Origin of the sequence: Endozoicomonas sp. ALB091, from assembly GCF_049310265.1 — a bacterium.
GTDB lineage: Bacteria > Pseudomonadota > Gammaproteobacteria > Pseudomonadales > Endozoicomonadaceae > Endozoicomonas.
Genome location: NZ_JBLYNQ010000008.1, coordinates 1,293,853 through 1,308,621, shown reverse-complemented (window position 1 = coordinate 1,308,621; position 14,769 = coordinate 1,293,853). Strand labels below are relative to the sequence as shown.

The following is a 14,769-nucleotide window of genomic DNA, read 5'->3' as shown; positions in this document are numbered from 1 at the left end:
AGCCAGTGCAGAATAGCGTTAATACCTTTACACCCCGTTCATCCTGAGCGGAGTCGAAGGGTGATTGGTAAGATCTATCAGAGTCCGGAGTTTCCGCCTTTAGGCCCTATGGGTCCTTCGACAGGACGAACGGAGTGCGGAGGCACAACAACCCGTCAAAGCCATTGAAACCATGTACCAGGGCCTGTTGACGTTTCGTTGCCTGCTCGCAACGAAACGTCAACAGGCCCTGAGTTACTGGCTGTCAGGCTTATTTAATTTATTGTAAATCTCAACAGCCAGAAGATGCATTTCCGGCATGATTTGAAACATTAGCTGTAACTGTTGCAGCAATAAACGGGTTTCAGGCCGCTCGTCGGTTAATTCCGCTTTAGAAAAACGTCCACGACTTTGCACAGAGCCCCCTATCAACTGTTTCTCCAACAATTGCAGATGGTTATCCATGGACTGATATTGTGCCAGCAGCCCTTCGTGAAAAGAGTCTCCAGCCAACAGCATCCGGTGTGCCCCCAGAGTAGAGATATAACTCAGCATGGCATGGGAAAGGGTCAGGAAGCGAAAGCTCTCATCCTTTGCCCGCTGATAGCGGGCCGGTTCAGTCAGCATATTCATAATGGCGGCATTAAGCCGGGCATCCATATTGTGCGCATGACGACGCGCAAGACGATAGGCCAATGTATCCCGTTTACCCGTCTGGTACTGCGTCATAACCTGAGACAGATACTCTCGATGCCTGGCTATGGTCAATGCCATAATCCGATTCAGCCGCCGGGATTCCCAGTCAGGCAGAATAAACACAACCGCAGTGACGGCCAGCAGGCAGCCCAGCAGGGTATCCCCCAAGCGAGGCATAATCACAGCAAAGCCCAATCCCTGCTGGTTAAAACAAAACAACACCAGCAAGGTAATAAACGCTGTTGCCAGATCATAGCGTACGGTACGAAATGCAAAAAACAGAATTCCGCTGATCACCATCAGAACCAGCTGACCTTCCTGCCCCGGAAAAAGGTACAAAAGCGGTATGCCGGTCAGAAGCCCGGCAAGCGTGCCAACGACCCTCTGGGCAAGTTTCTGTCGCGTAGCGCTGTAGCTGGGCTGACAGACAAACAGGATAGTCAGCAGAACCCAGTAACCGGGTTTCAGGTGCAACCCCTGAATCAGCCCGTAACCCAGTGTCAGCGACGTTGCCAGACGAAGGCCATGTCGGAACAGAGGGCTGTCCAGGCGACACTCATGCCAGATACACAGCAGGTGAGCCTTGATTCCCCTGGGGTTGGAATCAGCCAATATGCGCTCGTCGGCGGATATGTCTGAGTCCGGGTGTCCTACAGATGATATTTGTAATTCCACTGTCGTCAGGTTTTTCAGCAGATATTCCAGCTGAACCAGCAGAGATCGCCACTGAGGATTTTCCTGTTGTTGCAGATATTTCAGCGACTGGCGCAGCTCATCAAGAACCGCTGCATTCTCGTTATCATGCAAATACTCCTGTCCCATGGCCAGAGACCGGGCGATGGCCCGGCATGCCTTAGCCTGAACTCGCAACATTTTCTGAAAGCGAAAAAGAATATCGCTGCGGGAAAAGTGCTCTGCCAGATCCTGATAACGATAATGAGAGGAACTCACCCGTTCATGGATATCCTGGGCAAGAAAGTATATGTGCAGGAAAGGCTGCGCGCTCACGTTGTCCTGTCGGCGGACTCTCTGGAGCAAAGAAGCCTTGGCCTGGTTCAGGGCATTGACAACACTGACATTTTTTCTGGCCAGCTCCAGACGCAGAGGCTGAGGGTTCATATTGGCGACGGGATCAAACAGCTGACTTTTACTGTCAAGATAACCCGCCAGCTCTTTGAATATATTGGCCAGGGATTGCTGCACCGGGCGATCAGGCCAGAGAATATGCCAGACCAGAGACAGCACACCATACCATAGCGCGCCACTGAGCAGCAGCTGCGGCTGCTCCCACAGGCTCTGGCTTGCCCCCGCACCCAGCATGGTGTAAACCGCCAGCAACAGCGAGGCAAAGGTCATACTGCTATACCTTGGCCCCATGGCACCGAGCATGGTAAATCCAAACGTCGAACTGCACAGCCCTAGCGCAAAAAGCAATGGATAATCAAACAGCAGCTCAATGGACAGTGATGCCAGCAGAAAACAGGCCAGCATCATGATCAGCGCTTTAATCCTTCCCCAGAGGTTGTCATCCACTTCAGCCAGGGCCGCGGCAATCACACCCAGTACCACAGGCGTGATGTCATCAGGTGATCCCCGATACCAGGCAGGCAAGGTAACGCCAGTCAGGGCAAAAAAGACTTTTACACTGTAATTAATCCGGTCGTTTGCCCAGTAATTGCGGAAAAAGTGGAAGATCTCAGGGAAGAACATGATGGTAAGCTGATTGCCGGACGATTGATCTAAAGTTTGTGAGCATACCCGAAAAACGCGTTGAGACTAAGTGACGATGGCCGTAACCGCAGAGCAACCACTTTTTAGGAGCGGTTTTATGGCGCTTCACTCAGCAACATCTAACAAAAAACCGGGAAAAATCACTCACCACCATTACTAAAAAAACATAAAACACTAAAAATATGCCATCAGAAAGGCAAAATTATAGAAAAACGCATTATTTTCAGACTAAAAAACAACTAAATCATAAAAAACAGGAATTCATCCTGTTTTACCCTGGCCCTGTTTTTTTTTATTGACTGAACCCCGGTTTTACCAGAAATTAGCGCAGCAACACCAGTTCCTCTCTCTTGTAGACCAGCCTTTGTGAACGATGGTTTGCAGATGAGGAACGGCTGTTTGCTATTTGTCTTGACCGGCATTCAGAGCAGGCAGAGATGGAAGAGTATCCAGACTTCGAAGAAGAGTTTGAAAAAGCGGCCAAAGCTAAAAAGCGTTATCGCACCCGCCAGGCCGACTATGAGAAAAAACGGTCGAAAGCGGAGCTTCACCTTGAACGCAAACGGTTGCGGGAGTTACTCGAAGACGAGCACCTGGTCTTTGACCACTGGTAAACTGCCCCCCGCTACTGATCAGGATCCCTCCTCTACCCAAGGGCTGCAGTTGATCAGCCCGCTTTGATTTATATTGCTGTTGACAAGCGATTACCCGGACCTCTTTTGTGACGATGGAATAAGCGACCATGGCATGGTGACAAAGCATGTTCATAGCAAAAGACGAGTACTACTTTTATAACACCGTTTTACGTATCTGCTGGTCTGCGTATATTCAGTAAAAAGCGCTCTGGTAAGCCATACTTTTTCTCAGCCTTTTAATTTGAATCAGTCATGAACCAGGTTTTCAGCCAGAGCGCAGAATGACCTTTTATCAGGAATTACCCAATGCGAATTGCGCTACTTTCCCGTAACGAGCGGTTATACTCATCCCGCCGCATCATTGAGGCTGCAGAAGCCAGAGGTCATACGATCGATGTTATTGATATTTTGAGTTGCTACATGAATATCAATGACAAACACCCCAGTATTCATATGAAAGGGGTGGAGCTGCCTCATTATGATGCGGTGATTCCACGTATTGGTGCCTCCAACACCTTTTACGGGACTGCGGTTATTCGCCAGTTTGAAATGATGAACTGTTACTCACTGAATGAGTCCCTGGCCATTGCCCGCTCCCGTGACAAGTTACGGTCAATGCAACTGCTGTCGCGTAAAGGCGTGGGCTTGCCGGTTACCGGCTTTGCCAGTGGCCCTGGCGATATCCCCGACCTGATCGATATGGTTGGCGGTGCCCCCCTGGTGATCAAATTGCTGGAAGGCACCCAGGGTATTGGCGTGGTCCTGGCCGAGACCCGGAAAGCGGCAGAAAGTGTCCTGGAAGCATTTATGGGCCTGAAAGCCAATATTATGGTTCAGGAATACATCAAAGAGGCCGGCGGTGCGGATATTCGCTGTTTTGTCATTGGCGACAAAGTCATCGCCGCGATGAAACGTCAGGCACCTGAAGGCGAGTTCCGCTCCAACATTCACCGGGGCGGCAGTGCCAGCCTGGTGAAGCTGACCAAAGACGAGCGGGCTACCGCAGTAAAGGCGGCAAAAGCCATGGGGCTGAGACTGGCAGGTGTCGATATTCTTCGCTCCAATCGCGGCCCCCTGGTGATGGAGGTCAACTCCTCTCCGGGGCTGGAAGGTATTGAGCGGGCAACAGCCAACGATGTAGCCAACTGCATTATTGAATACCTTGAAAATAACTATCGCCGCACGAGTAATACACGAATTACCGGATAAATTCACTTCACCAACCCACCATCACTCTGATTAAAAAAACACCCGAGTGATGCTTTTCAATCCCGGTCTCTTCCTTTCAGGCCTGATGACCGGGGCTGGAGTCTTCCATGGAAAGAGCACAACCCCTAGAGCTATTTGGCCATACCATTTTGCCAGGTACACGACAGCACCTTAATATCCCGGTCGTCAGACTCTACACCGATACGCCCATTGATCTTCGGATTGAGGTTATTCACGGTCGCAAAAAAGGCCCATGCCTGTTAGTGACGGCGGCCATTCATGGTGATGAACTCAATGGCGTGGAAATCTGCCGGCAAATCCTCGGCTATAAAAATCTGGCGAAAATCCATGGCACCCTGATTGTCATTCCCGTGGTTAATCAGCTCGGATTCATCCAGCAAATTCGTTACCTGCCTGATCGCAGAGACCTGAACCGCTGCTTCCCGGGATCCAGCAAAGGGTCTCTGGGCGGAAGGCTCGCCAACCTGATTACTACGGGCATTTTTCCACACGTTGACTACGCCCTGGACCTCCACACCGGAGCCATTCACAGAACCAACCTGCCACAGCTGAGAACCGACCTGACCAACGAGCAATGTCTTGGTCTGGCCAGGGCCTTTGGTGCGCCGGTAATCCTCCACTCATCCCTGAGAGATGGCTCTTTCCGCCATGCAGCCAATGAGTACAACATTCCGGCACTGGTTTATGAAGCCGGTGAAGCACTACGACTGGAACAGGCTTCCATCAAGCTGGGTTTCAAAGGCGTTATGCGTGTTATGCGTCATCTGAATATGCTGCCCGGGAAACCCGCCAAAACACCGGCTATTCAGCCATGGGAGTGCAACCAGAGCCAGTGGCTGAGAAGCTCAAGGGATGGATTGGTGTTACTTCATATCAAACAGGGTCACCTGGTCAAGGAAGGGGACACCATGATGACCATTGTGAATCCGTTTGACGCCAGTGACAGTGAAGGCATCACCGCACCGTTTGATGGTGTTGTTATTGGCCTTAGCCAGCTGCCACTGGCCAATGAGGGCGATGCACTGGTTCATCTTGCCAAAGTCAGCAGTACCCTGGCAGATACCGAGTATGACCAGGAAGTGGTTGAAGAAGTGCTTGACCTGGGTGTTGCCCAGCTGCCGGTACCTGAAAATCACGATTAAACCGTCATTTACCGCCTCAAAATCAGGTGCTTCAACACAGCCCCGGCATATCTCAGAGTGGCAGAATAGGAATCAGCACCCGTCCTGGCCACGTGCAGAGCCCTTGCCTGAATAGAGGGATATGCTGGCGGTTTTATTGGCTGCCTCACTGGTGGCAAAGGCGATGTTGCTTGCAACTGACAATAAGGATTAGCAGTGGATGAACCATAACCAACGGTCGGACCTGTCGGCCAGGTTCGGGCGGCAATACCGAAACCTGCCGGACTACACCTGGGCAAAATATCAAAATTGGCAGGCATGACCAGCTGCAGTTCAGGCTGGAAGGAATCTTCAGTTTGTACCACTGAACGCCAGGCCGGAACCGGCGTTAGCCAGTCATTTTTCTGCAAGCTACTGTAGTTCAGATTAAGCACAGGCTGCCTGCGGGCGACATCAAGCTCCTCAAGGTATTGCCCTTTATCTACCTTCATGTTGCGACAGGACGCTGCGTATATGTCCTCCATCGTCAGGTTAGAATGATCTTTATTCATCATTTCTATCGCAAAGTTGATAAACAATTTACTTTGCCAGATTGAATCCATATCAACACACCATTTGCCCCCGTGAGCCTGAACCTCAGTAAATACATAACCATAACTTGCCATCTGGTCTGCCGAAGGCCATTTTGGAAATTTATCCAGTATGCAAATGCCATCTTCGTTGTAATAAGAGCGCACTCTCAGATGGTGCTCAAAGGCTTGCGCATCGCGGAGTTCAAAGAAACCGTGGAGTACGATAATATCCCGGTCGGACAGTTCCCTGATTTTCTCTGGCTTCAGGAATGATTCATGGGGTAGTTGATGTCTGAAAAGCAGTCGGGTGCCAGAGTTCAGCGCAGCAATTTTTCGTTTTCCTGAATCAAAAGAGACCAGGCAACAGCCAACATGGTCAACGGTTGCCTGTTCTATGAGACGGTTACTGGCACCATCACTGGTAAAGGTCTTATGCCCGGAACCATGACGCCAGAATAAATCAGAAGACGGGTGCTCCCGAAAAACATTTCCGTCATCGTCACAACCCCAGACTTCATGAAACATTGAGAAATGTGAAGAAAATGGTCCCATTAAAAAAACTCCTCAATTTTCTTTCTCCGACTGCTCACTTTTAAAAAGTGTCAGACAGTTTGCTAACCATACGATGATGAAAAAGTTTCATGTTTGATTCGCAATTTCCCCCCCCATCCCACCACAGCTGCGACCTGCCAATTTGGGTTCTGTTAATCTATTGGGAACGACCAGCGGCCATCGTCCAGCTCTGGATGATGTATATCAAAAAGCAAGAAGGTTGTAATATGCACTAAGGTACCATTGGGGTGACAACTATGTTCACATACACTGAAGGCAATTTTACTAATGTGCACTTTACCGCCGAAAAATCAGGTGCCGTAACACTTTCTCCAGTAAATTTCAGCGTGGCAGAATCGGAATCAGCAGAAGAGTCGGCCATGTGCGAATCTTCCACCGGAGAAAATGGGTACGAATTGATTGGTTGTCTCACTTGCGAGACAAGCGATATTTCTTTCGATCGGAAAACAGGAATAGTAAAGGATGGATCACAAACAGCAACCGGCCCTGATCGGGCGGCAAAACCTTCAGGATTACACCTGGGCAGAATATCAAAATCGGCAGGCATGATCAGCTGCAGTTCGGGCAGGGAGGCGTCTTCAGTTTGTACCACTGAGCGCAAGGCCGAAACCGGCGTCAGCATGTTATTATTCTTCAAGCCTTGGTGGTTCAGTTGCAGAACCGGTTGCCTACGGGCGGCATTGAGTTCAGCAAGGTATTGCTGTTTATCAACATTCAGAGTAAATCTACAGGAATCAGAGTATATATCCTCAATTTTCATGTCGTCAGCATCCTGTCTTTTCATATCGTCTATCGCAAAGTTAGTCCACAATTTACTTTGCCAGATTGAATCCATATCCACGCACGCTTTGCCCTCGGGACCGTGAACCTGAATCTCAGAAAAAACGAAACCGTAACTTGCCATCTGGTCAGCCGAAGGCCATTTCGGGAATTCATCCAATATGCAAGTGCCATCGTCGTTATAATAAGAGTGCACTCTCAGATGGTGCTCAAAGGCTTGCGCATCATGAAGTTCAGAGAAACCATGGAGCACAATAATGTTCCTGTCGGACAGTTCCTTGATTTTTTCCGGCTCCAGGAACGATTCATGGGGTAGTTGATGTCTGAAAAGCAGTCGAGTGTCAGGGTTCAGCGGAGCAACTTTTCGTTTTCCTGAATCAAAAGAGACCAGGCAACAGCCAACATGGTCAACTGTTGCCTGTTCTATCAGACGGTTACTGGCACCATCAGTAGTAAAGGTCTTGTGCCCGGTACCATGACGCCAGAATAACTTGGAAGATTGGCTACCCCGAACAACATTTTCGTCGTCGCCCCAGAATTCATGAAACATTGAGAAATGTGAAGAAATTGGACTCATTAGAAATATCTCCCCAATTTTCTTTCTATGTTTAACAGGTTTCAGGTAACTTTCTGACCATACGATAATGAAAAAGTTTCCTCCTTGATTCGCCTCTTACTGAACCCGGACTCTCTCCGCCACAGAGGCAAACTGCGAATTTGGAATAGTTAATGCGTTGCCCCAATGACCAACGAGCGGTTATCATCCAGCCAACAGGATGATGTAAATCGAAAAACAGGAAATTCTCACTATGACCTCGGGTGCGATTTGACGGGTTGCCTCAAATGTGGCAGAAGCGATGTTCCTTTCGGTCGGAAAACTGGAACTGTAGAGGATGGACATAACTAACACCCGGGCCTGTCGGCCATGTTCGGGCAGCAATACCGAAACCTGAAGGATTGCAATGGGGCAAAATATCAAAATCGGCAGGCATGATTAACTGCAGTTCGGGTAGGCAAGGGTGTTCAGTTTGTACTATTGAACGCCAGGCCGGAACCGGCATTAGCCTCTCTTTTAGCTGCAAGCTTCTGTAGTTCTGTTTAAGAACAGGTTGCCTGCGGGCATCATTGAGTTGAGGAAGATATTCCTGTTTTTTAATATAATATTTTTTCGTTTTCCGGAATCAAAAGAGACCAGGCAACAGCCTGGATGGTCAACTGTTACATCTTTTAAGAGACTGTCACTGTAAATATCAGTAGTAAAGGTCTGATGCCCGGTACCATGACGCCAGAATAACTCAGAAGACTTGCGATCTCGATATAAAGAACTATATTAACTTTCTTTTCCAGACTTCACGGAACATTGAGAAACACGAAATTGGTCCCATCAGAAAACTCCTCAATTTTCTCTGGCCGTTCGCCATTAAAAAGTGATTGCTAGCTCAATGACCCTACAATAATGAAAAAGTTTCACCGTTGACTTGGGGAGTACCTGACTTTCAGTACCAATAGAATGATGCCAACAGCTTCGACAACTGCAGAAACAACTGGAGTTTATCGCCACAATCCAGTTGCGCAGCCCGGGAATAACACCGGAATAATCGCCCGAGTGCCCTGGCGAAAAGTCCGTACCTGTACCATTGCGTTTGTCGGCGCGGGTTTTATCGCTGCTGCGATCGCGTCCGGTACTTTTATACCTTCCGCGGTTTTTGCCACTGCCGGGCTTATTTGCCTGGCAACTGCACTTTGTCAAATCCTTCCCCCATCGTCATTAACTCAAAGTAGCATTGTGCAACTTTCACCAACAGCAGGCTCACTGGCTCAGGCTGAATCACTTCTGCCCGGTTCGCAGGGCCTTGCAGCCAGTAATGACCGCCAGTCCGATACCCAGCCCATCCGGACAGTCATCACCGGGAACAGCACAGAACTGCCTGCCATTGCCGAAACTCTGCAGGGCATCCTGAAGGCCCTTGGATCGGTCGCGCAGACGTTTCCCAATTTCTCCCGGTTCTGCTCCGCAGAGGTCTCCAAACGTTTCCTGGAGCTGCGCAAAAGATCCAGCGATGTTCCCTTTGAGCAAAATCTCAATGGTGGGGCCTGTCCCAGGGCCAGTGCCGCTAACTTTAGAAATTATGCCCTCTCCAAGCACAGCAATATAAGCTGTCACGAGGCATACTGCGCCATGCCTGGTCAGGCATACCATGCCAACTACATCGACATGCATTACGGTCGATTCATTGCGGCACAGGGGTCCGTCAACAGAACCCATGACCGTTTCCTGCAGCTGCTGGCAGTGAACGATACGGCCATCTCCGTTGCCCTGGTCACTGAAAATGAGCTCAAGCGCCCTGATAACACCCGCATTGGACCAACCGACATTGATCAGCCGAAAACCATTCCTGCACTGGAAATCACCACCACAACAGGAACGGAGACATTGCCTTCTGTATCAGTAAGCCTGGTCGGTTCAATGGATCTGCCAGATATGAAGCTGAGGATTGACCAACTGGAAATTAATGGCAAACCGCACTTTCGCATCAATGAAATGGGGTGGGTTGATGGAACAGCCAGCAATCCGGTGAGGCTGGCAGCCATCACGATGATTGCCGAAACCTTGAGAAAACACCCCGCAGTGCTGGAACGGGCAAATAATCCGATGGTGGTTAACTGTAACGCGGGGGTAGGCCGGACCGGTACATTTATTGTCGCCAGCGATATCATTCGCCACTATGGGCAAAATCCACAAGGGGGCCCACTGGATATAGACAGTAAGATTCTTGCCGCCAGACAGCGCAGATCATTGAAGTTTGTGCAAAACTCCCTCCAGTACCAGAACCTGGTCACATTGCAAGAGAACCGAAACGCCATACTGCAGGCTATGTTTGAGGCAGGGGTATGCAATCCTGGCCCCTGAAAGGTTCACACCTGAAGAGTTAACCCGCAGGTTGCCCCACGGATAAACCACCAAGAGGCCAGGAGCCTGTCGGTTAAACGGACACAGCCGCTTTGATATGGGGATGGGCTTGATAATTCACCAGCTCAAAGTCATCAATGGAAAACTCAAACAGATCACGAATGGCCGGGTTTAGCTTCATCCGGGGTCGCTGGTAAGGTGTGCGGCTTAACTGCTCTTCTGCCTGTTCAAGATGATTCGCGTACAGGTGAGCATCACCAAAGGTATGAACAAAATCACCGGGTTCCAGGTCACAGACCTGGGCAATCATCATCGTCAACAGCGCATAGGAAGCAATATTAAAAGGCACTCCCAGAAAGATGTCAGCGCTGCGTTGATACAACTGGCAGGACAACTTGCCATCCAAAACATAAAACTGAAAGAGGCAGTGGCACGGTGGTAGCGCCTGACGCCCCATAGCGGCATTGTCTTTTGGCGAGTAGGCGACATCCGGAAGTACCGATGGATTCCAGGCGCTGATCACCATCCGTCTTGAATCCGGGTTGGTTTTGATTTCATTCAATAGCCACTGAATCTGGTCGACCACTTCACCATTGGCCCCCTCCCAGCTGCGCCACTGTTTGCCATAAACCGGGCCGAGATCACCGTCGTCGGTTGCCCACTCATTCCAGATCCGGACACCGTTTTCCTGCAGGTAGCCGATATTGGTATCCCCTTTGAGGAACCACAATAATTCATGAATGATTGAATTCAGATGACACTTTTTGGTGGTCACCAGTGGCAAGCCCCGGGAAAGATCAAACCGCATCTGATAGCCAAACACACTGTAGGTACCCGTGCCGGTACGATCCGCTTTGAACGTGCCATGGTCTTTTACATGGCGCAGGAGGTCCAGATATTCTTTCATCGTTTTTTCGATCCACTATTTCGTTGCTTAGGCTCTGGGCAGTTTCTGTGCTTTGGGCTGTTATTAGCCCTGGTCTTTGCCTGCCAGGCGGCGTCATCACTATTCATACCATTCACCAGTGAATGGTGACGATAACCCCAGACCATAAACACTATACCCATAACGACCATCGGCAAAGACAACAGCTGCCCCATGGTCAGCCAGTCGAAGGCGATAAAACCAAGCTGGGCATCCGGCTCCCGGACAAACTCAACGGCAAACCTTGCCAGCCCATAGATCAGCAGAAACAGTCCGGAAATGGCCATTCTTGGCCTGGGCTTTGCTGAAAACCACCACAGTATGCCAAACAGCACGAGCCCTTCCAGGAAGAACTGATAAAGCTGGGAAGGGTGTCTTGCCATTTGACCGGGATCGGTAGGAAACACCATGGCCCAGGGCACATCGGAGGCTCTGCCCCAAAGCTCGCCACCAATAAAGTTTCCTATTCGACCAAGGCCCAGCCCCAAAGGTACCAGTGGGGCAATAAAGTCCGTCACCTGAAAAAAGCCTTTACCCTGAGAACGGCCATAGAGCCACATGGCCACAAGCACCCCAAGCAGGCCACCGTGAAAGGACATGCCGCCATCCCACACTTTGAACAGCCAGAGCGGGTCTCTGACAAAATAGTCAAAGTGATAGAAGATGACATACCCGAATCGTCCACCCAGGATAACTCCGACAGCCCCATAGAAAACCAGGTCACTGACCTGTTCCGGACGCCACAGGCCACCGGATCTCCGGGCACGAATACCACCCAGCCAGAGTGCCAGGGCGAAGCCTGCAAGGTACATCAGGCCATACCAGTGCACACTCAGGGGGCCAAGGCTGAACGCCACGGGATCTATCTCAGGATACGCAATCACAAACCATTTCCGATCAGTAAAATACAGTTCAAGTGTACCAAGGTAACTGGCTTCTGAGCCAGCCGGAAACAGTTGAAATAAAAGAAAAGTCGTTGATGTCTTCGCCCATAAACCTGTCTTAACGGATTAGCTTTGAAAATATACTGTCGTCCAGCTGTTTGGCCTGGGTGCCATCCAGTTTATAGCCGGGCAGGCCGGTATTTTTCATCTGAATCATTATATGACCACCGTAGACCATAAACTGCTCCGTAAGACCGGGAGTACCGCAGGTTGACATCGACTGTTGAACTGCCTCAGAGAGCCCGGTTCGATCTTTATTGCTTTTACAACCGGTGAAAAGGTCCATTCCCATAATGGTGGATAGCTCTCTTAATTTTCCGGAGAAATAAAAGGGACCTGCTTGTTCGGCAACCTGTTGCAGGCCGCCAGGTGTGTTGTACAGCGCCCATAAATCATCAGCCAGCTCCTTTGCCCTGTACTGGTTGCTGGCGGATAGTGCTGGCAGCTTTTCTCCCAGTAAGCCGCCGTACTGATGGTTTGAACCGACTAATTGTTGCAGTGCAGCGCCATTGACCTCCATCACCGTTTTCCAGGTATTGGCATTAGCCATCAGGATTTTGCCAGACAATGATTTATGCCGGTCTGCCAGGGCCAGTTTATTGCAGGGTGCAACCAGCATGACAGGCCGTGGCCTGATTTTCACGGCAGCGGACCTGCCATCAGCGTAATGAATGGTTAGCGTGCGCTCCTTATTGGACATTTCCATTAACTTTTCGTGCAGCTTTTCAGTCCATTCTTTCTCATTTTCCAGGCCTGCGGCTCTGGCAATACGGCTATCTCGGATATGATCCGGGCTCAGCAAATTCAGGTACAGGCAATCCAGCTGAATGGGTTGGTGATCGGGGTTTTTCATGGCATTTTGTAACGCCGGTTTATGGTTGTGAAGCAGAAGGGCGGTAAAGATTTCATCGAGGCGCTGGTCGGTTATGCGATCTACATTCTCTCCTTTTTCCTTGTAGGCATAAGGGCAGCCGACCCGGATATGCCTGGCCGTCTCCTGACCATCAACTTGCATGGTGTAGGCCAGCATATTTATTGCATGAGGCGAGTTCCGCTCCATTGAAAGAGCCAATTTGTCATGATAGCCATTTGCAAAAGGGTCTCTGTTTCCAGCATCAGCAGTGTCATCATGGAGACGCATGGACGCTGCCGGAGTGTATTCAAGAGTGACCTGGTGCCATTGATCATGCTGATAAATATGAAGTCGGCTGCTGAACGACGTGCTATCCTCTGCCAGAACCTTCATAAGTTCCTGTTCAAATAGATCGGCATTAAATCGTTTCTTTAGCTGCTTGTGCAGTCCGGTGAGTTCCTGAATGGCGTCAGGAACGCACTGGACCGTCTTGCCGGTACTGGTCTGTGCGATTGCCCTTTTACTATCGATAATTGCAGCGATTTCCCCGTCAGCCTTTTTCTTTCCAGACTGAGTATTGGATAACCGCCTGACCACTTCGGCATAGATATCCACCTGTCCAAGATATTGCTCGCCACCTCTGAAATCGTATTTGGCGGCATCCCGTATATATCTTTTCAAGCCCGCTATATCATCTTCAATAGCGCCAGTCATTGCTATCAGTCTTGCACTGAGATGTTCGCTGCCACTGCCAACCAGCTGCCTTGCCTGTTGCAGTGGGCCGCCCTCAATGTCGGGCCAGTGTGGCGCTATCCACCTCATATCCGGACCATTTTCCAACAATAAGCGTTGCGTCCAGTGGATGAACGATTGCACTTTTTCCCGGTGCGCCGTTAACTGGTCAGCCAGCTTTTCTATTTGTTCCGGGGTATTTATGGTTGTGATGGCAAGCTGTGTGGATCGGCTTTGCACATCAGCAGGAGATGGTTTGCAGCTATCGGTCGTGATGCATATTGGTGTTTTTTTTATTTCTTTAAGTCTCGATATAAACGGTTCAGGGTTATTGACCCTGGGAAGTAGCTGATTGATGTTTTCCAGAATTTCTTTTTTTCTGGAGGGTGGGGGTAGCGCTCTCTGCTGGCTGGTTCTTGAATCTTTTATGTCTTCAGTAAGCTGGATCGCTGTGCTAATCAGTGGTTGCAGGTTATCTATAATCTTTAGTCGGCTGTTGACAGGAATTAAACAGAATATGTCACCTGATGGCATTGTCAGGGTGATTGTCAGATCTTTTGGCAAATTCAGTTGTGTGACTAAATTTTTATAGCTATTGAAAGCTTTTTTGTCGGAGAGATCATTGTTCAGAACACCATTATTTATGGACTCCATTAACGATTTCAGCGCTCTATCAGATTCACTGATATAGTAATTTTCTGAATTTTCCCGATGAATTTTCGCAAGCTCTCCATCCGTTGAGAGCAGCTCTTCCAATTCCTGCTCGGGTACAGAACAGTTTTTTTCATCCACAAGAGGGCTTGCACTAACTGGCTTTATTGTTTCAAAGCTGGTGATCGCTTTTGTTCCCTGCTGCCCATCATCTGCCTGTATGCCGGGCTCATTCAGCCTGACTGGTGATACATCTTTATGGTATTTTTTTTTGGCTGGTTTACTTTCTGGTGTCGAAAAATCGTGGATAAAGCTACTGGAGCCAGGCTTGTTGGGTTCAATGGGAGGAGCCATGGGTAAATCCTTTTTAGCTAAAAACCGCAAAGTTCAAAAATTCAATCTCAATACTGAATGTCTGATATATCGCCATTTTTAA

Annotated in this window: 10 protein-coding genes; 4 read left to right on the top strand and 6 right to left on the bottom strand. The window is 49.5% G+C overall.

Annotated elements, in window-relative coordinates:
- Positions 1–234: 234 nt before the first annotated feature.
- On the bottom strand, positions 235–2,385 hold the full coding sequence (gene yccS / locus ACO6UX_RS22035; protein WP_422450435.1) for a YccS family putative transporter: 2,151 nt from the start codon (positions 2,383–2,385) through the stop codon (positions 235–237).
- Between the two features lie 458 nt (positions 2,386–2,843).
- On the opposite strand from yccS, the gene ACO6UX_RS22030 reads away from it, so the two are divergent.
- The 3 genes from ACO6UX_RS22030 (at position 2,844) to ACO6UX_RS22020 (ending at position 5,413) form a co-directional block, all read left to right on the top strand.
- Positions 2,844–3,020, top strand: coding sequence for a hypothetical protein (locus ACO6UX_RS22030; protein ID WP_422450434.1), 177 nt, complete (start codon positions 2,844–2,846; stop codon positions 3,018–3,020).
- Positions 3,021–3,347: 327 nt separating this feature from the next.
- On the top strand, positions 3,348–4,250 hold the full coding sequence (rimK, locus tag ACO6UX_RS22025; protein ID WP_101747669.1) for a 30S ribosomal protein S6--L-glutamate ligase: 903 nt from the start codon (positions 3,348–3,350) through the stop codon (positions 4,248–4,250).
- 107 nt (positions 4,251–4,357) lie between these two features.
- Positions 4,358–5,413, top strand: coding sequence for a succinylglutamate desuccinylase/aspartoacylase family protein (locus tag ACO6UX_RS22020; protein ID WP_422450433.1), 1,056 nt, complete (start codon positions 4,358–4,360; stop codon positions 5,411–5,413).
- 8 nt (positions 5,414–5,421) lie between these two features.
- On the opposite strand, the gene ACO6UX_RS22015 is transcribed toward ACO6UX_RS22020, so the two are convergent.
- Both ACO6UX_RS22015 and ACO6UX_RS22010 read right to left on the bottom strand, forming a co-directional pair.
- Positions 5,422–6,516 (bottom strand): hypothetical protein, encoded by a 1,095-nt coding sequence (locus ACO6UX_RS22015; protein WP_422450432.1) that lies wholly within the window; start codon positions 6,514–6,516, stop codon positions 5,422–5,424.
- A 232-nt stretch (positions 6,517–6,748) separates the two neighbouring features.
- On the bottom strand, positions 6,749–7,570 hold the full coding sequence (locus tag ACO6UX_RS22010) for a hypothetical protein (RefSeq protein ID WP_422450431.1): 822 nt from the start codon (positions 7,568–7,570) through the stop codon (positions 6,749–6,751).
- Between the two features lie 1,533 nt (positions 7,571–9,103).
- Here ACO6UX_RS22010 and ACO6UX_RS22005 point away from each other — a divergent pair.
- Positions 9,104–10,228 (top strand): protein-tyrosine phosphatase family protein, encoded by a 1,125-nt coding sequence (locus ACO6UX_RS22005; protein WP_422450430.1) that lies wholly within the window; start codon positions 9,104–9,106, stop codon positions 10,226–10,228.
- 73 nt (positions 10,229–10,301) lie between these two features.
- On the opposite strand, the gene ACO6UX_RS22000 is transcribed toward ACO6UX_RS22005, so the two are convergent.
- The 3 genes from ACO6UX_RS22000 to ACO6UX_RS21990 form a co-directional block, all read right to left on the bottom strand.
- Positions 10,302–11,135, bottom strand: a complete 834-nt coding sequence (locus ACO6UX_RS22000; RefSeq protein WP_422450429.1) for a thymidylate synthase — start codon at positions 11,133–11,135, stop codon at positions 10,302–10,304.
- On the bottom strand, positions 11,132–12,037 hold the full coding sequence (lgt, locus tag ACO6UX_RS21995) for a prolipoprotein diacylglyceryl transferase (RefSeq protein ID WP_422450428.1): 906 nt from the start codon (positions 12,035–12,037) through the stop codon (positions 11,132–11,134). Before lgt ends, ACO6UX_RS22000 begins: the two co-directional genes overlap by 4 nt.
- A gap of 118 nt (positions 12,038–12,155) precedes the next feature.
- On the bottom strand, positions 12,156–14,687 hold the full coding sequence (locus ACO6UX_RS21990; protein WP_422450427.1) for an inositol phosphate phosphatase SopB: 2,532 nt from the start codon (positions 14,685–14,687) through the stop codon (positions 12,156–12,158).
- Positions 14,688–14,769: the final 82 nt, after the last annotated feature.

Excerpts from the sequence above, each read along its gene's own strand:
- ACO6UX_RS22030 (WP_422450434.1), top strand. The coding sequence starts at position 2,844 with ATGGAAGAGTATCCAGACTTCGAAGAAGAGTTTGAAAAAGCGGCCAAA.
- ACO6UX_RS22000 (WP_422450429.1), bottom strand. The coding sequence starts at position 11,135 with ATGAAAGAATATCTGGACCTCCTGCGCCATGTAAAAGACCATGGCACG.
- rimK (WP_101747669.1), top strand. The coding sequence starts at position 3,348 with ATGCGAATTGCGCTACTTTCCCGTAACGAGCGGTTATACTCATCCCGC.
- ACO6UX_RS22020 (WP_422450433.1), top strand. The coding sequence starts at position 4,358 with ATGGAAAGAGCACAACCCCTAGAGCTATTTGGCCATACCATTTTGCCA.
- yccS (WP_422450435.1), bottom strand. The coding sequence starts at position 2,385 with ATGTTCTTCCCTGAGATCTTCCACTTTTTCCGCAATTACTGGGCAAAC.
- ACO6UX_RS21990 (WP_422450427.1), bottom strand. The coding sequence starts at position 14,687 with ATGGCTCCTCCCATTGAACCCAACAAGCCTGGCTCCAGTAGCTTTATC.
- ACO6UX_RS22015 (WP_422450432.1), bottom strand. The coding sequence starts at position 6,516 with ATGGGACCATTTTCTTCACATTTCTCAATGTTTCATGAAGTCTGGGGT.